Origin of the sequence: Spiroplasma endosymbiont of Nomada rufipes, assembly GCF_964277355.1 — a bacterium.
Lineage (GTDB): Bacteria > Bacillota_I > Bacilli_A > Mycoplasmatales > VBWQ01 > Spiroplasma_E.
Genome location: NZ_OZ195517.1, coordinates 749,233 through 771,720, shown reverse-complemented (window position 1 = coordinate 771,720; position 22,488 = coordinate 749,233). Strand labels below are relative to the sequence as shown.

The 22,488-nt window shown below is 23.8% G+C and carries 31 protein-coding genes; 8 read left to right on the top strand and 23 right to left on the bottom strand.

Features of this window, described 5'->3' with window-relative positions; translation table 4 throughout:
• Positions 1-61: 61 nt before the first annotated feature.
• Positions 62-1,012 carry an IS30 family transposase gene (locus ACICQF_RS04240; RefSeq protein WP_395472890.1) on the top strand — a complete coding sequence of 317 codons (951 nt, stop codon included), beginning with the start codon at positions 62-64 and terminating at the stop codon, positions 1,010-1,012.
• Between the two features lie 12 nt (positions 1,013-1,024).
• On the opposite strand, the gene ACICQF_RS04235 is transcribed toward ACICQF_RS04240, so the two are convergent.
• Complete coding sequence (locus ACICQF_RS04235; protein ID WP_395472889.1) at positions 1,025-1,165, bottom strand: hypothetical protein; 141 nt, start codon at positions 1,163-1,165, stop codon at positions 1,025-1,027.
• 151 nt (positions 1,166-1,316) lie between these two features.
• Between ACICQF_RS04235 and ACICQF_RS04230 the strand changes: the two genes are divergently transcribed.
• Positions 1,317-1,586: a hypothetical protein gene (locus ACICQF_RS04230; protein WP_395472888.1), complete on the top strand. Its 270-nt coding sequence runs from the start codon at positions 1,317-1,319 to the stop codon at positions 1,584-1,586.
• A gap of 52 nt (positions 1,587-1,638) precedes the next feature.
• Here ACICQF_RS04230 and ACICQF_RS04225 read toward each other — a convergent pair whose 3' ends face one another.
• Genes ACICQF_RS04225 through ACICQF_RS04215 form a run of 3 tightly spaced genes read right to left on the bottom strand, consistent with a single transcriptional unit; the run spans position 1,639 to position 2,752 of the window.
• Positions 1,639-1,896, bottom strand: a complete 258-nt coding sequence (locus ACICQF_RS04225; protein WP_395472887.1) for a hypothetical protein — start codon at positions 1,894-1,896, stop codon at positions 1,639-1,641.
• Complete coding sequence (locus ACICQF_RS04220; RefSeq protein ID WP_395472886.1) at positions 1,862-2,302, bottom strand: hypothetical protein; 441 nt, start codon at positions 2,300-2,302, stop codon at positions 1,862-1,864. Before ACICQF_RS04220 ends, ACICQF_RS04225 begins: the two co-directional genes overlap by 35 nt.
• Complete coding sequence (locus ACICQF_RS04215; RefSeq protein ID WP_395472885.1) at positions 2,303-2,752, bottom strand: hypothetical protein; 450 nt, start codon at positions 2,750-2,752, stop codon at positions 2,303-2,305.
• Positions 2,753-2,792: 40 nt separating this feature from the next.
• Between ACICQF_RS04215 and ACICQF_RS04210 the strand changes: the two genes are divergently transcribed.
• From ACICQF_RS04210 to ACICQF_RS04200, 3 genes are all read left to right on the top strand, one after another.
• Positions 2,793-3,743 (top strand): IS30 family transposase, encoded by a 951-nt coding sequence (locus tag ACICQF_RS04210; protein WP_395472884.1) that lies wholly within the window; start codon positions 2,793-2,795, stop codon positions 3,741-3,743.
• A gap of 241 nt (positions 3,744-3,984) precedes the next feature.
• Positions 3,985-5,100, top strand: a complete 1,116-nt coding sequence (gene mnmA, locus ACICQF_RS04205; protein WP_395472883.1) for a tRNA 2-thiouridine(34) synthase MnmA — start codon at positions 3,985-3,987, stop codon at positions 5,098-5,100.
• Between the two features lie 298 nt (positions 5,101-5,398).
• Entirely contained in the window at positions 5,399-5,671 is a 273-nt protein-coding gene (locus ACICQF_RS04200; RefSeq protein WP_395472882.1) for a hypothetical protein, read from the top strand.
• A gap of 73 nt (positions 5,672-5,744) precedes the next feature.
• Here the strand turns inward: ACICQF_RS04200 and ACICQF_RS04195 are convergent, their stop codons facing one another.
• From ACICQF_RS04195 to ACICQF_RS04170, 6 genes are all read right to left on the bottom strand, one after another.
• Entirely contained in the window at positions 5,745-6,209 is a 465-nt protein-coding gene (locus ACICQF_RS04195) for a hypothetical protein (protein WP_252319384.1), read from the bottom strand.
• A 186-nt stretch (positions 6,210-6,395) separates the two neighbouring features.
• Positions 6,396-7,274 (bottom strand): hypothetical protein, encoded by an 879-nt coding sequence (locus ACICQF_RS04190; protein ID WP_395472881.1) that lies wholly within the window; start codon positions 7,272-7,274, stop codon positions 6,396-6,398.
• A 239-nt stretch (positions 7,275-7,513) separates the two neighbouring features.
• Entirely contained in the window at positions 7,514-7,651 is a 138-nt protein-coding gene (locus tag ACICQF_RS04185) for a hypothetical protein (protein ID WP_395472880.1), read from the bottom strand.
• Between the two features lie 140 nt (positions 7,652-7,791).
• Positions 7,792-7,938 (bottom strand): hypothetical protein, encoded by a 147-nt coding sequence (locus tag ACICQF_RS04180; protein WP_395472879.1) that lies wholly within the window; start codon positions 7,936-7,938, stop codon positions 7,792-7,794.
• Positions 7,939-8,097: 159 nt separating this feature from the next.
• Entirely contained in the window at positions 8,098-8,346 is a 249-nt protein-coding gene (locus ACICQF_RS04175) for a hypothetical protein (protein ID WP_395472878.1), read from the bottom strand.
• 256 nt (positions 8,347-8,602) lie between these two features.
• On the bottom strand, positions 8,603-10,363 hold the full coding sequence (locus ACICQF_RS04170; RefSeq protein ID WP_395472877.1) for an APC family permease: 1,761 nt from the start codon (positions 10,361-10,363) through the stop codon (positions 8,603-8,605).
• 342 nt (positions 10,364-10,705) lie between these two features.
• Between ACICQF_RS04170 and ACICQF_RS04165 the strand changes: the two genes are divergently transcribed.
• Positions 10,706-12,199: a YfcC family protein gene (locus ACICQF_RS04165; RefSeq protein WP_395472876.1), complete on the top strand. Its 1,494-nt coding sequence runs from the start codon at positions 10,706-10,708 to the stop codon at positions 12,197-12,199.
• A 73-nt stretch (positions 12,200-12,272) separates the two neighbouring features.
• On the opposite strand, the gene ACICQF_RS04160 is transcribed toward ACICQF_RS04165, so the two are convergent.
• The gene (locus ACICQF_RS04160; protein WP_338957210.1) at positions 12,273-12,737 is read right to left on the bottom strand and encodes a hypothetical protein; all 465 of its coding nucleotides are present in this window, start codon (positions 12,735-12,737) and stop codon (positions 12,273-12,275) included.
• A gap of 414 nt (positions 12,738-13,151) precedes the next feature.
• Between ACICQF_RS04160 and ACICQF_RS04155 the strand changes: the two genes are divergently transcribed.
• Positions 13,152-14,075 (top strand): hypothetical protein, encoded by a 924-nt coding sequence (locus ACICQF_RS04155; protein ID WP_395472875.1) that lies wholly within the window; start codon positions 13,152-13,154, stop codon positions 14,073-14,075.
• Between the two features lie 127 nt (positions 14,076-14,202).
• On the opposite strand, the gene ACICQF_RS04150 is transcribed toward ACICQF_RS04155, so the two are convergent.
• The 3 genes from ACICQF_RS04150 to ACICQF_RS04140 form a co-directional block, all read right to left on the bottom strand.
• Positions 14,203-15,153, bottom strand: a complete 951-nt coding sequence (locus ACICQF_RS04150) for an IS30 family transposase (protein ID WP_338979395.1) — start codon at positions 15,151-15,153, stop codon at positions 14,203-14,205.
• 122 nt (positions 15,154-15,275) lie between these two features.
• Positions 15,276-15,818: a hypothetical protein gene (locus tag ACICQF_RS04145; protein ID WP_395472874.1), complete on the bottom strand. Its 543-nt coding sequence runs from the start codon at positions 15,816-15,818 to the stop codon at positions 15,276-15,278.
• Positions 15,751-16,080, bottom strand: coding sequence for a hypothetical protein (locus tag ACICQF_RS04140; protein ID WP_395472873.1), 330 nt, complete (start codon positions 16,078-16,080; stop codon positions 15,751-15,753). Before ACICQF_RS04140 ends, ACICQF_RS04145 begins: the two co-directional genes overlap by 68 nt.
• Before the next feature lie 341 nt (positions 16,081-16,421).
• Here ACICQF_RS04140 and ACICQF_RS04135 point away from each other — a divergent pair, with 341 nt between their 5' ends.
• Positions 16,422-16,997, top strand: coding sequence for a hypothetical protein (locus tag ACICQF_RS04135; protein WP_338957219.1), 576 nt, complete (start codon positions 16,422-16,424; stop codon positions 16,995-16,997).
• Here ACICQF_RS04135 and ACICQF_RS04130 read toward each other — a convergent pair.
• The 9 genes from ACICQF_RS04130 to ACICQF_RS04090 form a co-directional block, all read right to left on the bottom strand.
• A complete protein-coding gene (locus ACICQF_RS04130; protein ID WP_395472872.1) occupies positions 16,990-17,280 on the bottom strand; it encodes a hypothetical protein in 291 nt (96 codons plus the stop codon). The two genes, ACICQF_RS04135 and ACICQF_RS04130, sit on opposite strands and share 8 nt — an antisense overlap.
• 8 nt (positions 17,281-17,288) lie before the next feature.
• Positions 17,289-17,606 carry a hypothetical protein gene (locus ACICQF_RS04125; protein WP_395472871.1) on the bottom strand — a complete coding sequence of 106 codons (318 nt, stop codon included), beginning with the start codon at positions 17,604-17,606 and terminating at the stop codon, positions 17,289-17,291.
• Positions 17,596-18,498, bottom strand: a complete 903-nt coding sequence (ylqF, locus tag ACICQF_RS04120) for a ribosome biogenesis GTPase YlqF (protein ID WP_395472870.1) — start codon at positions 18,496-18,498, stop codon at positions 17,596-17,598. The genes ACICQF_RS04125 and ylqF overlap by 11 nt, the downstream gene beginning before the upstream one ends.
• A gap of 85 nt (positions 18,499-18,583) precedes the next feature.
• Complete coding sequence (gene rplS, locus ACICQF_RS04115) at positions 18,584-18,949, bottom strand: 50S ribosomal protein L19 (RefSeq protein ID WP_252319419.1); 366 nt, start codon at positions 18,947-18,949, stop codon at positions 18,584-18,586.
• Positions 18,950-18,968: 19 nt separating this feature from the next.
• Positions 18,969-19,715, bottom strand: a complete 747-nt coding sequence (gene trmD / locus ACICQF_RS04110; RefSeq protein WP_395472869.1) for a tRNA (guanosine(37)-N1)-methyltransferase TrmD — start codon at positions 19,713-19,715, stop codon at positions 18,969-18,971.
• Positions 19,708-20,223 carry a ribosome maturation factor RimM gene (gene rimM, locus ACICQF_RS04105; RefSeq protein ID WP_252319423.1) on the bottom strand — a complete coding sequence of 172 codons (516 nt, stop codon included), beginning with the start codon at positions 20,221-20,223 and terminating at the stop codon, positions 19,708-19,710. Before rimM ends, trmD begins: the two co-directional genes overlap by 8 nt.
• Positions 20,224-20,493: 270 nt before the next feature.
• Positions 20,494-20,868: a 30S ribosomal protein S16 gene (rpsP, locus tag ACICQF_RS04100; RefSeq protein WP_395472868.1), complete on the bottom strand. Its 375-nt coding sequence runs from the start codon at positions 20,866-20,868 to the stop codon at positions 20,494-20,496.
• A gap of 260 nt (positions 20,869-21,128) precedes the next feature.
• Positions 21,129-22,001 (bottom strand): hypothetical protein, encoded by an 873-nt coding sequence (locus tag ACICQF_RS04095; protein ID WP_395472867.1) that lies wholly within the window; start codon positions 21,999-22,001, stop codon positions 21,129-21,131.
• 331 nt (positions 22,002-22,332) lie between these two features.
• Positions 22,333-22,479, bottom strand: coding sequence for a hypothetical protein (locus ACICQF_RS04090; protein WP_395472866.1), 147 nt, complete (start codon positions 22,477-22,479; stop codon positions 22,333-22,335).
• Between the last annotated feature and the right edge of the window lie 9 nt (positions 22,480-22,488).

Sequence of the window (22,488 nt, the reverse complement as noted above, 5' to 3'; positions counted from 1 at the left end):
ATTCTCATATAAAAATTTCATAATGCTAAATTTAGTTTAGAAAAAAGTAAGGAGTTTTTATATGAGTTATAAACATCTTGGCATAGATGAAAGGATTTATATTGAGAATCAATTGAAATTTAAATTTAAAATTAGTGAAATAGCTAAAAATCTTAATCGAAGTATTAGTACTATTATTCGAGAAATTAATAGAAATAAAGATAATAATCATTATTTTTCATTAATTGCACAAAATAAAGCTGAAAATCGAAAACAATCACATATTAGTTTTCATAATTTTAAAAATAAGAATTTAGTAAAATATGTACAACAAAAATTACTATTAGGTTGATCACCTGAACAAATTTATGGCAGAATTAAAAATTTTCATAAAGAGTGAGTTATTAGTTTTAAAACAATTTATACTTGAATTTATTTTGGAATGCTTGATAAAGTTACTAGTAAAAATTTAAGAAGAAAAGGTAAAAAACGAAAATCTAAAGAAAATCGTGGCAAGTTTAATGGTAAATCAATTAAAGAACGAGATATAAATGTTAATGATCGTATAACACTTGGTCATTGAGAAGGAGATACTATAGTATCATCACGAGGTAAAAGCAAATCATGTTTAATAACTTTAGTTGAAAGAGTATCACGATTTACTTTAGCAATATTAGTTAAAAACAGAACTACTAAAGTTATTAATAAAAATGTCAGTTATTATTTATCAATTCTTCCTAAAAACATTGTTAAAACTATTACTTTTGATCGTGGCAAAGAATTTTCAAATTGACAACAACTTGAAAAAAATTTAGATGTAAAAATTTATTTTGCCAATCCATATTCACCTTGACAAAGAGGTACTAATGAAAATACTAATGGTTTAATTAGAGAAAAATTTCCTAAAAAATTTATTTTTTCAAAAACTAATAAAAATGAAGTTCATAAATTTATATTGTCTTTAAATCAAAGACCGAGAAAAATATTAAATTATCTTTCACCAATCGAATATTTGGATAGAAAAATAATTTAGTTGCACTTACCTTTACAATTTAGCAAATGAACTTAAAGTTGAACATAATCTAATTAAATTTGTTGGTGATATTTTACAAGAAGATACTGCTTTAACAAAATATTTTGGTGATTTAGATGATGAATCTGGAAGTTTTACTATTAATGTTGGCATTGTTGAAATTAATAGCAAAAGTTCAAAATTAGGATGTAATATCCGTATTCCAGTTAAAACTGATTTACAATAAATTTTAAATAGATTAACAAAAATATTAAAACCTTATAATTTAACAATAAAACAACAACATTATGATAAACCATTATATATGCCACAAAAATCAATAATTGTTATTAAATTAATGGAAATTTATCAAGAAGTTACTGGTGATAAAAAAGCAAAACCAATTGCAATTGGTGGTGGAACTTATGCTAGAGCAATGCCAAATTGTGTAGCATTTGGTGCGATATTTGATCATACTAACTCAACTGAACATCAATATAATGAATGTATTAAAGTTGACGAATTATGAAAATCAATTTTAATTTATGTACGTGCTATTAATACACTGGGAAGTTTAGAAATTGGTAAATTATAAAAAAAGTTAGAATAGTTTATTCTAACTTTTTATATTTTCATTCAAATAAATTTTATGCAATTGAAAGAGTTCTAGGACAACCAACAAAAGCAGGACCATTAATACTATTAATAACACTTACCAATTCATCATTAAAGTTATTACTTAATTGTCGTTCATCACTACTATTAATACTCATATAATTACTATTAGTTACTATTTCCTCTAATTCATTATTTGGAGTAGACGTAAAAAATTTCTGTCATTGTTTTTTAGCATATTTATTTAATATTTTATTACCAATAGTATCATTGATAATTAAACCAAACATAATTTAAAAGACTCATACATTTTGATTGTTGAGAAAGTAATGATTCTAACTCATCATTTTCATTATTATTATTTAAACAATTAAAATATCTTTTGAAAGCAAACCACATATGTGTTTTTGTTAAATATTCTATACCCTTATCTATTAAGATAGAAGTATAACATAAAACTTCTGCTCGTATAATTGTTGATAAAATATTTGGGCCATAAACAATTTTACTTCAATATTCAGTTAAACTAGTTAAAGAACCAACTGAATACATACTAGAAGCCGTAATCATAAAATGATTCGAAATTCAATATCCAGCTTTTGCTATTAGCATTTTTCCAAAGATAGCTGTTTTTGAAAGACATGAATAACCTTCTTCAACACCAATTTCAGGATATAAAGATAAAAGCGGACTCATTTATTGATCAGCAGTTCTATTAAATATTGTTCTTCCCTCTTGTCAAATTTTTTCTGCGCCCCATTTTCATAAATTCATTGCTTGTGTACTAATTACCAATTGTACTGGAGTTACTCCAAAATCAACTAAATTATTTAAAGGATTTACTTTATTTCAATCAAATGATCCAATACTAGTAACTGCTACCTGAAATACTCGTTGTACAGTTTTCAAACCAACTGCTGCTGTTAATAAACTAGCTGTTCCAATTATTTTTTTAGTATCTGATCATATTAAACTACTTCAACTATTATTAATAGTATTTGCTTCTATATTGCTATCTATATCATTATTTATTAATAACTCTTCTTCTTGTGGCATTTTTTCTCTTCTCTCTATTTCTTTATGCTGAATTATACTTGTAAGTGCAAGTAAATAAAATTGCAAAAAATTCTCATATAAAAATTTCATAATGCTAAATTTAGTTTAGAAAAAAGTAAGGAGTTTTTATATGAGTTATAAACATCTTGGCATAGATGAAAGGATTTATATTGAGAATCAATTGAAATTTAAATTTAAAATTAGTGAAATAGCTAAAAATCTTAATCGAAGTATTAGTACTATTATTCGAGAAATTAATAGAAATAAAGATAATAATCATTATTTTTCATTAATTGCACAAAATAAAGCTGAAAATCGCAAACAATCACATATTAGTTTTCATAATTTTAAAAATAAGAATTTAGTAAAATATGTACAACAAAAATTACTATTAGGTTGATCACCTGAACAAATTTATGGCAGAATTAAAAATTTTCATAAACAATGAGTTATTAGTTTTAAAACAATTTATACTTGAATTTATTTTGGAATGCTTGATAAAGTTACTAGTAAAAATTTAAGAAGAAAAGGTAAAAAACGAAAATCTAAAGAAAATCGTGGCAAGTTTAATGGTAAATCAATTAAAGAACGAGATATAAATGTTAATGATCGTATAACACTTGGTCATTGAGAAGGAGATACTATAGTATCATCAAGAGGCAAAAGCAAATCATGTTTAATAACTTTAGTTGAAAGAGTATCACGATTTACTTTAGCAATATTAGTTAAAAACAGAACTACTAAAGTTATTAATAAAAATGTCAGTTATTATTTATCAATTCTTCCTAAAAACATTGTTAAAACTATTACTTTTGATCGTGGCAAAGAATTTTCAAATTGACAACAACTTGAAAAAAATTTAGATGTAAAAATTTATTTTGCCAATCCATATTCACCTTGACAAAGAGGTACTAATGAAAATACTAATGGTTTAATTAGAGAAAAATTTCCTAAAAAATTTATTTTTTCAAAAACTAATAAAAATGAAGTTCATAAATTTATATTGTCTTTAAACCAAAGACCGAGAAAAATATTAAATTATCTTTCACCAATCGAATATTTGGATAGAAAAATAATTTAGTTGCACTTACCTTTACAATTTAGCTTATTAAAACATAAAAAACACATTAGTAACAAACTTTACAAAAGTGGTTATAAACCATATTTTGTTAAATTGATTTTATGTGTTTTAACATTATTATAAAGGATTATCACTTAATAATCAATATATAAATTCAATAATTTAAAAATATTTATTTTGGTATTTATTATATATTTGTTACAATTATTAAGCATTTATGAAAAGTATTAAGGAGTAAAAAATGACAGAAAAAAAACGCATTGTTGTTGGTATGAGTGGTGGTGTTGATTCATCAGTAACAGCAGCACTTTTACAAGCAGAAGGCCATGAAGTTATTGGTCTTTTTATGCGTAATTGAGATTCACTTTTAAATAATGATTTAAAAGGTAACAATAATCAAGATATTTGTCCACAAGAACAAGATTATCTTGATGCTTTAGCTGTTTGTCAAAAATTAAATATTAAATTAGAAAGAATTGATTTTGTTAAGGAATATTGAGATAATGTTTTTACTTATTTTCTTGAAGAATTTAAAAAAAGTCGTACTCCTAATCCCGATATTATATGTAACAAATATATTAAATTTGATGCTTTTTTAAAATATGCACAAAAAAATTTACAAGCAGATTATATTGCAATGGGGCACTATGCACGAATTAACTACAATCCAATTACTAAACAATATCAGTTATTAAAAGGAATTGATGATAATAAAGATCAAAGTTATTTTTTATGTCAATTAACACAAAAACAATTAAAATATAGTTTATTTCCTTTAGGTAATAAAACTAAAACTGAAGTTAGGGAATTAGCAAAAAAATATAATTTACCAACAGCAACAAAAAAAGATTCTACTGGCATATGTTTTATTGGTAATCGTAATTTTCAGACATTTTTAACAAATTATTTACCAGCTAATCCTGGCAAAATTGTTGATATTAATACCAAAACTACTATTGGTAATCACAATGGTGTTTACTACTATACACTTGGTCAAAGAAAAGGTATTAATCTTTCAGGAATGAAAGTTCCGTATTTTGTTGTTGAAAAAGATGTTACTAATAATATCCTTTATGTTGCTAATGATAATGAAAATAAATGACTAATGAATAGCGGTTGTACTGTTAAATCATTGAATTGAATTAATAATAGTACATTAAAAAACTCTTTAAAATGTAATGCAAAATTTCGCTATCGTCAATCTGATATTGCTGTTATTATTAATTTTATTAATAACGATGAAATTAAGGTTGAATTTTCAGAAAAGATACGCGCTATTACGCCCGGTCAAACCGCTGTTTTTTATGATGGTGATATTTGTCTTGGTGGTGGAGTTATTGATCAAATATTTTGCTAATCAATTATTAAAAAACTAATATAAATGATAAAATTTTTAATTGCATATTTTTTTATAATTTTCAAGATTCAAAAATTACTATTAAACTATTTTTTTAGTTTTTAGATACTTTTATTGCATTTTCTTTTTTACGTTTTTAAAATATAAAATAACCTATTATTATAAAAGTTATAGAAAAAAACAAAAAGAGATTTTAATGAAAAAAAATATTAACAATATTAACTACCTTAGCATTTACAATAACTATTGAAAATTGTATTAGTAATAATAACTTAAGCACAATCACATTACAAAATGATTGTTTAAAAAAAATAATGTTCATCAAAGCAATAATGATTTTATTTTTTCTGATTTATATAAAAATAATAAAGGCAAAATATATGTAATAACTAATGATGGTATTTATAAATATACTAATGATAAAAATACATTTATAAAAATGAAAGGCATAAATGGATTAATAATAAGTTTAAAATTTGATGCAAAAGATAAGATTAATGCTTTAAAAACTAATGACATTTATAAATGTCTAGTCAATAAAAATTATAATATGGGAATATTTAATCAGTAAAACCTAATTATAATTAAGCAATATTTAGTTTTTATTTTGATATTTTTTTCTAAAATTAAATTTTAAAAAAATATTAATTTAAAATTCGTGGTTTAGATTGAAAAGTATTACTAATACCATTATTACTACTATTACTATCAACAGTATTATTTATAATTGGCTTAATACGCATATCAAATATAGTAATAGCAACATTTTTAATACTAATAAAAAATTGCTTTAAAAAATCTAATTGTTCAAATGTAAAATTTAGTTCTTGATTAGTAATCAAATCATTAATTTTTTTAATATCATAATTATTTTCATAATACACAGCAAAATTATCACATTGATTTTGTTTGATCAACATAAAAAAAGAATCAATAGTATTATTATCCAACTCTTCAATTGGTAATGCTTTTAAAATTTTAGGTTCAGTATCATTATAAGTTGTTGTTACTTTATATAAAATTTTTAAATCATTATCAATTTTATATTTTTCTAATTTATAATTTTTTAATTGATTGTTATCATTAACATAATATGATTTGTTTGCCATTTGATTACCACCTTTAAATAAAATAAATGCTTTTTCAATTTAAATAAATGAAAAGAGATTTAAAAAATCAAGTATTAGTTCTTATTTAATTTTACAACTAAATTATTTAGAAATAAAGTAAATCTATAATAAAATAATATATTTTATTATAGATTTAAATTTAATTTATATTAATTAGAAAATTTATTATTTACCTGGAGTTCCAACAGCCATTTTTTGTGCAAGAATAACACTATCAAAATGTAACTGTAAAAATGCGGGTTCACCATCATTAAAAGTTTTTATTTCTTCTGTGCCGGTAGGTGAACTAAAAAAATGAGTTGTAAAAGATGTATTTAATACTTTAAGTAAAGACTCAAACTTTGTTTTGTTTAATTCATCAGTAAACTCTAATTTAAAACCAGAAGTTTGCTGATCGGCCTTGAATCCTTGATCAGCAGTTAGTTTTAAATCAGTTAAAGGTTCTTTTATAATATTACTTGTTATTACCTTTGAAACATTTAAATTTGCTGCCTTTATATTAATATTATAAGATTTAACAAGCTTAGCAGCAGTTTTGTTACTCATAATATCAATTTGACAAATACCATCCGCTACTTTAAAGTCAGTTGTGTCAGCAACTGATATTTCACCTGGAGCAGCAGTTTTAATTGTTACAATTAAATTGGTAATAGCATCAACATCGGATTCTGAATAATCATTATCTTGATTACCAGATGTAAATCCCAATTCCCTTAAAAAGGTTGCAGCATCAACATCTTTTGCTTTCCATTTACCAGCAGCAGAACCTTCAACTAATAACTTTTCTTTAAACAAATTATCTTTAATAAGATTAGTAGAGTCAGCAGTGATAATACAAGTTCCAAGATTATCAAAATTTATTACTTCATCAATTATAATTGTATTTTCATCACTATATCATCCTAATAATTCTGCATATTTCCCATTTAATTGCAGATTATTAGGAATATTTGAACCATTATTACCGCACGCAACGACTGAAGGAGTTGCTCCTACTGTTAATGCAAGGGCACCCATTAATCTTAACATATTTTTCATATTCACATATACCTCCAATAATATTCTTTAAACTTATTATAATAACTATAAATCAATAACTTAGTTACTTTTTTTAATATAACATTGTATAATAAGTTCTCCAATATTTATTATATACTATATGTTTATAATGTTTAAAAATATGAAAAATAAACATTTTTTAAAAATAAAATACTCCTTTTAATTTAAAAGGAGTAATAATATTATTTTTATTTTATAAAATTATGCAACCGTTAATGTAGTTTTTACAGTAGTAGATCAAAATTAACATCACCTGTTTTATAACTTATTTCTATTTTTTTACCTTCTGCTCATGTTCCTTCAGCATCAGTCGATTCCATTTGCGCAGAAATTTTTAAGCCAGTTAACGTATTTAAAGCCATAAATTGTTTTCCATTATCTGTTTTATCAACAATACTTATTGCTGCTCCTTGTTTAGCACCTTCGGTAATAGTTCCATCTTTTACAAATAAAATATTTGAATTTGTAACAACATCAGTATCTGCTATTGTAATTTTACCAGCTATTGCAGCAAAACCAGCAGCAATAACACCTTTTTTTTATCAGCTTTTAACTTAATGCCATAAACATCACCAAGTGCCTCTTCACCTTTTTTAAATCGGAAGTTAAAAGTACCACCAGTAATAGCATAATCTTTACTATCATCCATTTTAGCTAATTCTGGTTTAATATTAGTAACTTCAGCAGTTATTTCGTCTAATACAGCTTTTTCAAAAACTCCATCAGCAAAAGTAGTTCCCTCTTTTGGTTTAACTTTTAATACATTAGTAATAAAATCAAAACATGCTTGATTTGCCGCTTTATCTCCTTATCCTAATAATTTACCAGCTTTAATTGCTGATGCTTCAGCAACAGCTCAACTAACATTATCCTTGACAGTTGTATCAAGTGAAGCTGTTTGTACACCTTCTCCTTTTTCATCTGTTAACCCTAATTGTTTTGATACTTCTACGTTCATGGCTACACCAGCTTTATCACCACAAGCAACAACCGAAGTAGTAGCTGCTGTTGTTAATGTTAATGCACCCATTAATCTTAATATATTTTTCATATTCATATATAGTACCTCCAATAATATGACTTTTGAACTACAAATACAATAACCACAATTTAGAATTACTTCTAAACATAATATTGAAATTAATCCAATTAACATTATACATCATATTTTACTTTCTACCATCAATATACTTTATAATAATATAAAAAAATATTCATTATTAACACCTTTAATATTACTATAAAAATTTGTCAAAAATAATAAATACTAAAAATGTATTAGTTATAATAACCAATACATTTTTAAACTTTTTTTATTCTTCGTCTTCACGCCATTCGCCTTCTGACATCAATAATTCTTTACGTACATTTTTAGCAATCGTATAATTAGGGTTTTTATCATCACCATTAATTAAAACATTACGTACTAAATAATTTTCAATTTCATTTTGTAGATTTTTTGCAACAAAAGGTCAATCATCTTTCACTCTAAATTCGCTATCCAATTCTTCTTGTAATTTAGGATTTGTAAGCATTCTTTTTCTTTGCATTGGTTTATAATAAGCAAAGTATCAAATTAGAGCAAACGCAATGCTAGCAATTAAATAAACTAATTGTAAAACATTAGAAGTTATATCAGATATTCCTTTTGTAGTATCAGTTCCACCTTTACCAATAAGACTTGCACCCGAAATTAAACCATTGATTAAAGATCTTAATCATTCTTCAAATTGTCAAACTAAGAAAAGTGTTGCTGCAAGTCAAATAATAATTTCAAAAATATTTTTTTTCAATTTCTTTTCTATAGATAGTTTAATTGCAATGGAAAGTACAAAAACATAAATAATAACCATAATAATACCGGCTTCAGCAGTTAATGTTCCATAATTAACAATCGAACTTAAAACTAATTGTCCATCCTTATAAACAGGATGTAACGTATCAACTATTACTCCAATAATATCAGGTAAAATTAATCATACAAAAGCTGAAGAAAAAGTAATAATTAAATTTAATCTAGAAGCTTTAAATGGAATGTTATCTTTTGATAATTCTTTATATTTAGGTGAAATATATCCCTCAACAGATAATGGTTCTAAAATAGCACCACTATATAAAGCATTTTGCATTCCAGCATTAGACTTTAATGAAATAGTACAAATTAACATTACAAGGATACCAATTATTCCTAATCATTGTGCATGAGCTTTATCACCTAAAATTTTAAAAATACTTAAGTTGGGATTATCTGAAAAATTACCAGCAACAGCACCAATCATAAGGATTGTTACTGCCATATAAAAAATAGTAGATAAAATCATAACAATAACTAACGAACGACTAATATTTTTTTCAGGATTTCTAACATTTTTACCAATTGTTGAATAGGTTTCAAATCCTAAAAAGAAAAAGAAACACATGGCAAAAGCTTGTGAAAAGTTATTGGCAGTTAATTGTTGATGAGAAGTAGTCATATCTCAATTTGAAGTTCCTGCCATCACAAATAATATAATAGTTGCTATGATTAATAAAAAAGTTGTTCCTCATTTTAAATAACTAGAAATATTCACAAATTTTTTAAATGCAGCCATTCCTAAAAATAATACACAAGAAGCTAAACCATAAATTAGAATTCCAATCAAATCTAATCCTAAATGTTGTCATACTCCTCAATTAGCATATAAAAAAGAAGATGGATCAGTAAAGTTAATTCTAATCATTGATACAATTTGTGAACTAACTATAACAGGTAAAGTAGCATACTGTAAAAAAGAAATTAATCAACCTCAGAAGCGACCATAACTACTTCTAACATAAATATAAGCAGCACCATTATTACCCGGATGTACTCTTGAAAGTCTTGAGAAAGCTCAAGCACAAGTTCCTGCAATTAATCCTTCTACTAAAAAAATTCAAATCATATGAGAACCTAAATTTAAACTATCTTTATTAATTAAAATTGCAAAGTTAGCAGTAAAAGTAATTCCAACAGTATAATTAAAACCAAACCAGACTAATTCTGATAAAGTTAATTTATGATTTGTCCTTTCTTTTTTATTAAAAAGTTTTAACATAATATTCTCCTTTCAATTATAATAATTATATACCTTTAAAGTGATTTCATTAATTAATGAAATAGTCAATAAAATCAAAAAAATAAAAAAATATATGTAATTTATAATAACTAATTTTATTTTAAAATACTACTAATATTTAATTAAATTTTCAAATAATACTAATAAAAAAATAACATTTTTTTAAAAACTATTATTATAATAATGTTACTTAAATAAAAATACTACTTTTTTAATAAGTTATTTTAAAAAATAAGCTTAAACATCTTTTATTCTACATGATAAATAGTGTATTATATAATAATACTTTTAAAAAAATAAAGAAGGAGGTATTAATCATATATGGGAATTACCAAAAAGAAAAAATTTCGTTTATTTCCATTTAAAATGCCAACAGCAATTACAGTCTTATTCTTTATTATTGCTCTAATTATTATTATTTCTTGGATTCCAGGAACAACAGGTAAATGATTAGAAGATGAATCAAAACTTGTAAGCACTGATAACCCCTGACAAGAAGGTGGGCCATTAGGTATCATGGACTTATTTTTGGCTCCAATTAAAGGTTTCATTGGTAGCAGTGATATTATTGTTTTTGTTTTAGTAATTGGTGGATATATTGGCATAGTTATGAAATCAGGTGCACTAGATGCAGGAATTGGTCGTTTAGTTAAACGTCTAAACGGAAAAGAAATTTGAATTATTCCTTCAATTATGACTATCCTATCGATTGGTGGAACAGTTGAAGGAATGTGTGAAGAAACTATTCCTTACTATTTAATTATTATTCCAGCAATGTTAGCTGCTGGTTTTGATGTTGTTACAGCTGTATTAATGATTTTATTGGGTGCTGGTGTTGGTGTTATGTTTTCAACACTTAATCCCTTTGCTATTGCCACAGCTTCACAAGCTAGTGGTTTAAATCCGGGTGATGGAATCATCTGACGTTTAATTTGTTGATTTTTAGCAACTATCGGTACTATTGCTTTTGTTATGTGATATGCAATCCGTGTTAAACGTAATCCCGAAAAATCAGTTGTTTTTCACTTACATAGTGAGCATCATGAAGAATTTATTAATAAAGAAGAAATACCTGAATTTACTAAACGTCGTAAAATTATTTTAGCACTATTTGGATTAACATTTTTAATTATGGTGCTTTGTATTATTCCATGAGGTAAAATTACAGGAACAACTATTTTTGATGATTTTCACAATACATTAATTAAATATTTTCCATATTTCACAAGTCAAATTAATGCATTTGGTGACTGAAATATTGAAATGTTAGCTTTTTTATTTTTCTTTGTTTCAATTATCATTGCAGCAATTGATTGAAAAGGCGAAGAACAATATGTTCGTAATTTTATTAGTGGTTCTTCAGAATTATTAGGTGTTGCTTTAATAATTGCTGTTGCTGGTGGAATTGGCTGATCATTACAACATTCAGGAATGCAACATGTTGTTGTTGGTCAATTGCAAAGTATTGATAAATTGCCAAGATTTGCTATTGTTATTATTGGTTTTTTTGCTTTTCTTTTGATTGCCTTTGTTATTCCTTCAACATCAGGATTTACAAAAGCTGTTTTCCCTATTGTTTCAAAAATAGTAATTCCTTTAGGATTAGGTTCAGGAATGATTACTACTTTTGTTATGGCTAGTGGTTGAATTAATTTATTTGCACCAAGTGCAGGTGTAATGATGGCAGGACTTGCCATTGCTAAAGTTCCCCTAACAAGTTTTTATCGATCAATCTGACCATATACTATTGGTATTACTGTCTTTGCCTTAATAATGTTAAGTATTGGAACTTTATTACCTCAATCAATATTTTAGTAGAATTTAAAGCACTATGTTAATTAAAACTTTTCTCTAATTAGAGAAAAGTTTTTTAATTTTTATTTCATTTTTATAAAATTAAACATCGTTTGGGAAAACATTCACTTTCACGATCTGTTTGCGTTTGTTCATTATTTAGTAGACTTAATTGATCATCTGCTAATTCTGAAATTTCTACAACTTCATCTTCTGGTAAAAAAATTTGTTCTAATATTTTATTAATATTATTTCAATCATTTACAAAATTTTCACTCATTTTACTGTCTCTAATTATTTTTCCAGTAGCAGGATCATATTCTGTTGATTGACAAGAATTTAACAACATTTCTTCAACAAAAGCAGAAACTTTATAAATAATTAATAATTTTTGGTTAATATTATCATCACTTTTTTCTTTCTGTAATTGCTGTTTATACTTACTTAATTCATCTCATAATGATTTAATATTTTCCTTTTTTGCTTCTATTTTTCTAAAAATTTCTATAATTTCTTTATAATCAACTTTTATTTCAGATAGTAAAGATTTTAAATTCATATTTTTCCCCTTTCAAAATAAAAAACCTACTTGCTTAAAACTTAAACAATAGGTCAAAAACTTATATTTTTTTATTTATAGAAATATTATACTTTATTATTTTTATTTTTTTCAGATATTACTTTATAACAATAAATACTAATATGATTTTAATTTTTAATTAAAATCTTAAATATTTTTAATATATTTTGATTATATTAAAAAATAAAATTATAAGTGTTTTTTATTTAATTTTACTATTAATAATTTATAAATACACTCTTAAAGGTGTAAAAAAACCATAAAATTTTTTTTATGTATTATAATAGTATTAGTGAGTTATTTAAAATAATATGTTTTACATAAGATTATTGAAGATAATTTCTCACATCTATTCTAGATTTAACTGAGGAGGTTAAGAAAAAAATGAGGAATATGAGAACATTATTAAAGTTATTAGGTGCTAGTGTCATAACAACAGTGCCAGTAACTACTGTTATAGCTTGTGGTAACAACAAAGAAGATCAAGTAAAAATATTACTAGATCAAGTATCAATCAATTTATATTTAACAAATGATGAAGGAAACGGTTTAAAAACTATTAGACTTGATTGAGAAAAAGATACATCCTTTTTCGGAATTGATAATTCCGATATTTTAGTAACTAAAATATTAGAAAATGAGGCAACTACTGGTCAAGTCAAAGCTAAAGATAAAGACAGTTTCTATTTTTTAAAATCTGTTTTACAACAGAAATTAACATCAGGAACAACACCTGAAGATGGTACTTTTGATGCAGCGGAAGTTGCTAAAATTAAAAATAAAATATCTAATATAAAAGTTTCTACTAGTAAATTTGTAGAACCAAATGATGATGAAAAACTTGTAGTTGGTGATGGGACATATAATTTACAATTCTTTAAAGAAGATGGTAAAACAAATTTAGGGGATAAATATACAGTAAAAGTAATGACTGGAACTGATGCTTTATTTAATATTTTTGCAAGTGATAGTCCTGCTAAGTTAAGTTATAATGAATTTTTTTATGAAGGAAGTTCTATTGAGCATTTCCAAGCGGGTTATAAATTAGAAGAAACTGTTAATAAATGATTAAAAGATAAAACAGAAGTACCATTAATAAGCAAAAGCAGAACTGAAAAAGCTATTAAATTTAATAACTTTGAACAATTAGTTGGTTGAAAAGCAAAATTTAATGTTATAAGTTTTGAAAGAAGAGGAGCATTCCCTCGTCCAAATAATTTAACAGACGGAGATGAACTAACACTTTCTATTGCTTTAGTAAAAAACCAAGAAACTATTTCTTTAAAGTCAACAATAATAATAAGAATAAACAATTAATAGTAAAATAATAATGATATGATTAGCATAAAATCATTATTCAATTTTTCTAAAATATATTAATTAAGGTAATACTAGTCTAGTATTACCTTATTTTTTACTTGCTAAATTGTAAAGGTAAGTGCAACTAAATTATTTTTCTATCCAAATATTCGATTGGTGAAAGATAATTTAATATTTTTCTCGGTCTTTGATTTAAAGACAATATAAATTTATGAACTTCATTTTTATTAGTTTTTGAAAAAATAAATTTTTTAGGAAATTTTTCTCTAATTAAACCATTAGTATTTTCATTAGTACCTCTTTGTCAAGGTGAATATGGATTGGCAAAATAAATTTTTACATCTAAATTTTTTTCAAGTTGTTGTCAATTTGAAAATTCTTTGCCACGATCAAAAGTAATAGTTTTAACAATGTTTTTAGGAAGAATTGATAAATAATAACTGACATTTTTATTAATAACTTTAGTAGTTCTGTTTTTAACTAATATTGCTAAAGTAAATCGCGATACTCTTTCAACTAAAGTTATTAAACATGATTTGCTTTTACCTCGTGATGATACTATAGTATCTCCTTCTCAATGACCAAGTGTTATACGATCATTAACATTTATATCTCGTTCTTTAATTGATTTACCATTAAACTTGCCACGATTTTCTTTAGATTTTCGTTTTTTACCTTTTCTTCTTAAATTTTTACTAGTAACTTTATCAAGCATTCCAAAATAAATTCAAGTATAAATTGTTTTAAAACTAATAACTCACTCTTTATGAAAATTTTTAATTCTGCCATAAATTTGTTCAGGTGATCAACCTAATAGTAATTTTTGTTGTACATATTTTACTAAATTCTTATTTTTAAACTTATGAAAACTAATATGTGATTGTTTTCGATTTTCAGCTTTATTTTGTGCAATTAATGAAAAATAATGATTATTATCTTTATTTCTATTAATTTCTCGAATAATAGTACTAATACTTCGATTAAGATTTTTAGCTATTTCACTAATTTTAAATTTAAATTTCAATTGATTCTCAATATAAATCCTTTCATCTATGCCAAGATGTTTATAACTCATATAAAAACTCCTTACTTTTTTCTAAACTAAATTTAGCATTATGAAATTTTTATATGAGAATTTTTTGCAATTTTATTTACTTGCACTTACAAGTATAATTCAGCACTTCAAAATAATATATATTATTTTAATTCTTCGCTATTAACTTTCATTGCTGAAATTTGTTTTAATTGAAATTGTTCATGCACTACTGCTTCAAATTCTAAAACAACACCTACTTTAAACTTAAGAAAAGCATCATTAACATATTTTTTATTATTAAAAATTAAAACTGCCAATTGTTCAAAAGCATAATTTAAAATTTTATCAGAATTTGGTTCTAAAGAAAGATAACAAAATATTTGTTCATTCCTTAAATATTGCGATATCCCAAAACTATTATTTAATTTATCTAATTGTTTTCATAAACATGGTGTTAAAATAATTTTAGCAATACCATTAGCACTATACTTAATACCATCTCTTTCGTAAGAAAAACCATTATTTTTAATAATGGTGTTCATTTCTAATTCTTTATAATTAATAGTATATTCGGTTATTAACTCTGCAAAAATATTATCGTTACCTACTCAATCAGCGCTAAATTCTAGATTTTTATTAACAGTAATAATAAGAGCATTTGTTATTTTTTTTACTTCATTGTAAAAATAGTTCTCATTGTTCAAGAATAACAAAAACTATTTCATCAATCAAAGTATATGGCATTGAAGATTCTTCTGCTAAAGCTGAAATTTTAGAAACAATATTACTACTTAACAAATTAGATAATAATCTTACCTTATCACTTATTTGTAAATTTTTATTTTTCTTGTAAATTTTAATAATATGTTTACATGTACTTTTTTTCAAAACTAATTTAGCAGTACCGCGACGTTGATTTGAAAAATATACAAATGCTAATAAATTATAACCGAATCTCTTTGTCATTATAATTCCCCTGACTATCTTAATAATTCCCCTGACTATCTTAAATTATAAATTAAAAACTATTTTACTTTAAATTAATATACTTTAATTATAACAGAACTAGAAAATTTAATAAACATATAAGTTTATTTCAAAAAAATTAAATTAAAAATCTCAATAAGATTTGTCCATAATCATTAAGAAAAGCAATAATAAAAAATAAATAGTAAAAATAAATAGTATTATTTCATATTTTTAGATATAATTATTCTAATTTAATAAATGTATATACCTAATATAGCTATTTTTCTATATTAGGATTTTTATTAAATTAAATATCCAAATAAAAAAGGAAAAATAAAATGTTAAAAAAAATATATAAAGAAATATTTTCAACTATGTTAGTAATTGATAATAAAGATAATAAATTTTGTTTTAAAATAAATATAATTAAAACTTCTAATAAAATTAGACAAAAATACAATATTAAAAAAGAAATAATCAATGACTTATTATTACCATATAAAAATGTTACTAGTTATTCTACTGAATTATTTCCACTACACTATTTATTAGAAAATATTAGCAAAGACATTATTAACAATAATGCCTTTCAAAAAATATTAAATAAAAATATAATAAATAAAATAGAAAAAATCTATAAAAAATATCAAGATTTTGACCATGACTTTCAAAAAAGATTCTTTTATTTAGAAGTTGCCTATAATATTAAAACACCTACAAGCCAATTAGAAAAGAATTTACAAAAAATTGGACTTCAATCATTTAAAAATATTTTAATAAATCAAGGAACTAAACCAATTAAAGAAATTTTTAATATTCAAAATAATAAATTATTAGCAACAGATATAAATAAATTAGATAATAACTTATTACCAGTAAATAATTGTAATAATAAAAGTTTCTCTATTATATAATTCCGCTATATTTTTTAACGGGCGCACAACTAATACGATGAATATCACAAATACCATAATTTTGTAATGCTATCTTATGATTTTTTGTATAATACCCTTTATGATTTTTAAACCCATAATTAGGATATTGAGTATCATAATCAATCATAATTTTATCTCTTACTACTTTAGCAATAATCGAAGCGCTAGCAATATTAAGTGATTTTTGATCACCTTTAACTATTGCTTCAACTTTTCCTAGAAAATTAGGAAATTGCGGTTTTTCAAAATCAACTAAACACACATCAGGTACTATTTTAATTTATTAAATGCTTCTATCATTGCTAAAATACTAGTCTGCTTAGGATTATGAATATTAACAAATTGATGACTTTTAATACTAACAACAACTGTTAGTGCATTATCAATTATAATTTGATACATTGCTATTCGTTGTTTTGCTGATAATTGTTTTGAATCTTTAATTAAAGGATGATTAAAGTTTGGTTTAAGAATAACGCTTGCAACAACAATTGGTCCTGCAATAGCTCCCCTTCCCACTTCATCAAAACCAGCAATTAATGTTCCTGATGAATAATTATCAATTTCGTATCGTAAACTACTTTTCATGTTTTAAAATCTTAGGTGGTATTTCAAATGAAATTAATCCTAGTTTCCCTACTTGTAAATCATTAATAAATAAATTCATGGCACGATGAGCATTATCTTCATCATTAGCCAATTTTAAATGATATTTTTGTGCTAATTTCTTAAAATAAAGAAATAATGTTTCATCATTAATATTTTTAATTTCAAAATTAATATTATAATATTTTATTAATCTTTCATAATAATTCTCAAGTAAAAAGGTTAAAGCAAAATTAGCCATTTCTTCTAAAAATAAATGTTTAACAGGAATTGCTTTAATTAAAGCTAAAATCATTACTACTTTTTGATCATTCATTTTTGGTGGTAAAATACCAGGACTATCTAACAAATCAATCGTTGGATTTAATTTAATTCATTGTTGACCTCTAGTAACACCAGGTATATTAGCAGTTTGTGTTACTTTACGTTGCAATAAATTATTGATAAATGTTGATTTACCCGTATTTGGTAATCCCATAATTAATACCTTAATTTTTGGATTAACAATACCTTTTGCCAATTCTTTTTCCATTTGCGGTTCCATTAATTTAGTAATTAAATTTAACAACTGTGGTTTCATTTTTGTAGTTAATGATTTTGCCAATAAAACAGAAAAACCTTGACTTTCAAAAAAAGTAACTCATTCTTTAGTAAAATTATCATCTGCTAAATCAACTTTGTTAAGAACAATAATTCTTATTTTTTTCTCTAATAAACGATCTAATAAAGTACTTTTTGTTGCTAATGGTGCTCGTGCATCTAAAACTTCAATTGCAACATCAATAATTGGTAACTTAGTTTCAATTGCTTTAATGGCTTTCATCATATGACCAGGGAATCAATGAATTTGATTATGGGTACTTTCATTAGGCATTTTTTTAACTCCTTTAATACATTTTATTATTATTTTATATCAATTTAGAAAACCACCATTGATTTTAATAACGGTGGTTTAATTATTATTTAACGGGTTTTACTGTTTTAATTTCTTTAATTCTAGCAGCTTTACCGCTTAATTTACGTAAGTAGAAAATACGTGCTCTTCTTACTTTACCCTTACGAATAACATTAATTTTATCAATTAATGGTGAATGTAAAGCAAATGTTTTTTCGACACCTTTACCACCAACAGTTTTACGAACAATAACATTTTGCGTAATTCCTGAACCTTTGCGAGCAATAACTACTCCTTCAAACATTTGAATACGTTCTTTTTTTTCTTCTTTAATTTTAGAAAAAACTTGGATTGTATCTCCAGATTTAAAATTAGGAAGATTATGATTTAGTTGACTTTCGCTAACTAATTTAATAATTGCATTTTGCATGTTTTATTTCTCCTTTCGTTTATTTTTTTTTAAGTGAAGATTTATATTCTTCAATTATTATTTTATCTTTTGCAGATAATTGATATTTTTTAAATAAATCAATTCTTTTTTTATAAGTATTAATTAATGCTTGTTGATGACGATATTCTGCTATCTTTTCATGGTGACCACCAATTAAAACTTCTGGAACTTTCATACCTAGTACTTCTTCTGGTCTTGTATATGTTGGATAATCCAATAATGAGTTATTAAAAGAATCATTAAGATGAGATTGATGTTGAATAACATTAGGAATTAACCTAGTAATACAATCAACAATAACCATTGCTGGTAATTCACCACCAGTTAATACATAATCACCAATTGAAATATCTTCATCAATATAAGACATAATGCGTTCATCAATACCTTCGTAATGACCACAAACTAAAATATAATTAATATTTTTTTGACTATATTTATAAGCTAATTGTTGATTTCATTGTTGACCTTGTGGACTAAGTAAAATTGTTTTAGCCTTAGGATATTTAAGTTTTACGCTATTAATAGCATTAATTACTGGCATTGCTTGTAAAACCATACCATTGCCACCACCATAAGGAGCATCATCAACTTGTTGGTGTTTATTATTAGCAAAACTTCTAATATCAATAATATCAATGCTAATTTGTTTTTTAGTAATAGCTCGTTTTATGATTGATGTTTGCATAAAATCATTAAAAGCATTGGGAAATAAAGTTATAATTGTGAATTGGTTTTTAGTCATTATTAATTAATCCTTCAATAATATTAAAATAAACTTTTTGTTCTTCTTTATTAATTTTATTAATAAATACTTTATTATTAGGAATAAAAAAGGTTTTTTTATTAGTCATTTTTATTTCTCATAAACCTTGATGATTATTATCTAAGAAAGCAATAACTTTTCCTAAAAAAGCATTATTATTAGCATCAAATGCTTCATAATTTAGAATATCTTCATAAAATCAAGGTAAGTTGTCATTAATTATTTCTTCAGTATTAATAACTAAATTTTTATTTTTCATACCTTCTACTAACTCAATAGTATTATAATTTTCAAATGTTAATAATAAAAACTGCTTATGATTTCTTACTCTTGAAATAATTAAAGGTGTTAGTTGTTTAGTTTCTTCTAAATAAACTGTTGTTTTTTCTTTTCATGAAAATTTATTACCATAATAATTACATAAAACCTTAACTTCACCAATAAGACCATGAGTATTAACAATAGTACCTAATTCTAAATATTTCATCTTAAAACTCATTAATTACTAATTTAATAGTATTGTTTTCTAAATATGCTTTGCTTTCAATAATTGTTGATAATGCACGAATAGTATTTCCTTTTTTACCAATCAATACTGATATTAATGATTGGTACCATTAATATTAAATCATAGTGATTTTTTTCTACTAATTCGCGAATCTCAACTTCACAAATTTTATCAAGTAAAATTGGTTCAATTAAACCTTCTAACAATGTTACATACATATTAATTAATCACTTGTAGCATATTTTAATATTAAGTAGCGGGTGCTTCTTCTTTTTTAATAGAATCAGTAGTAGCAGTTTTTTTATTTTTTACAGTAACTTTTTTTGTTATTTTTTTAGATTTGCTACTTTTTCTCTCTTGTCTTAAATTATGAAATTTAGTCATAATTCCTTCTGCTGATAATAAACTACGAACAGTTTCTGTTGGTTGAGCACCATTTGATAAAAATTTTAATGCTTTTACTTTATCGATAGTTACTTGTTTTTCTTTGCTTGTTGGATTATAAGTACCTAATTTATCAATATATCTACCATTTAGTTTTGTTCTTGCATCAATTGCAACAATTCTGTAACTAGGTTGCACTGATTTACTTTTTCCTGTTGGTATTAAGCGTAATTTAACCATAAATTACCTCCTTCTATTAATTTGTGGCAAATAAACCTTTTTAATAATATCTTATTCACATAATGATGTCAAGTTAAAATACTTAACAGATAAAAAGATTTTAAAATAATAATTTCTTTATTTTTACTAAGTTACATATTTTTTCTAAATAAATAAGTTTTTCTATTAAAAACACTTACTGATGTAAGTATTTAAATAATTTATTTATTAATATTTAATTATTAAAATTAACAATTATTTTAATAATTATATTTATCTATTTACATTTTTGGCAAAATTGGTTTACTAAAAATACTGGTTGATTGAGAACTTACGTCATCATCATTAATAAATGGATTTAATTTTTCTGGATAAGAAGATTCTTCACTATCGCTACTTGCATTTGAATCAAAACCACTATCTTGTGAACAAAATGAACTTCTTTTTTTACTTAGCACTTCAATTGCTTCCTCTGCAATTTCACATTCAGGTTCATTATTAGTTTTTTCACTGAGCATTTTTTTAAATTCTTCTTCTAAAATGTCAACTTCTGCAAGAACACTAGTTATTTCAAACATATTTTTATTTAGTTTTTCAATCAAAATAGTAGTTTTTTCTTGTTTTAGTTTTTCATTTTCTAATTCTTTCCCTTTTATCAATTCTTCATTATTAATTTTATAATTTTCTAATTCTTCTTGTTGAACTGTTATTTTTTTATTTCAATCTCAAAAACCAAAAGTAATAATTTTTAAAAAATTATTTTTTCATTTAGTAATTTTTTTATTATTTAAACTTGCAATAATAATACTATATTTATTATTGACTACTAAATAATTATCAATAGTCTGTTGATTTTGATCTAAAATTTTGGCAATTTGTTCTATTTCATATTTATAATTTTCCTGATATTTTTTCTTAGTTTTTATTATTTCTTCTTTTAAAAAAATAAAAAAATTGTTATATTTTTGTTCTTGTTCTATAGTTATATTAAATAATGAAAAAATATTGTCTAATTTTTCAATTAATTCATTATATATTTCTATATTTTCTCTTATTTCATGATAATAATATTGTTGCATCAAATCTATACTATTAATATTATTTGTATTTAAACTTTTTATAAACTTATTTATATTAACTAAATCATTTACCATTCTTCTTTACCTCTTATTTTTTTTATTAATAAACCAATTTACTTAAAAAAAGCAATGGGTTAAAAACTTATATTAAACTTAATAATTATATTGTACATATTATTTTTTGTTTTACAAAATTTATTTATTTTTCATAAAATTAGTTTTTTTACTCTTATTAAAGTCAAAATACTATAATTTTAATAATCTATTTTATAATTAATTTATAGTAAAAAATGCTTTTAATTAATAATTATCGCTAATACTAAAGTTTTTTATTACAATTAATAATAATTTCCAAAAAGAAGAAGTTTCAAATATTATGTGTTAGAATAAGAATACAAGATTCACACTATCACATCTTGTCCCATAAGTGTTTAATTAAGTTTTTGATTATAAAATTAATATTTAAAAAATTAGAAAAAATATAAAAGTGCTGAATTATACTTGTAAGTGCAAGTAAATAAAATTGCAAAAAATTCTCATATAAAAATTTCATAATGCTAAA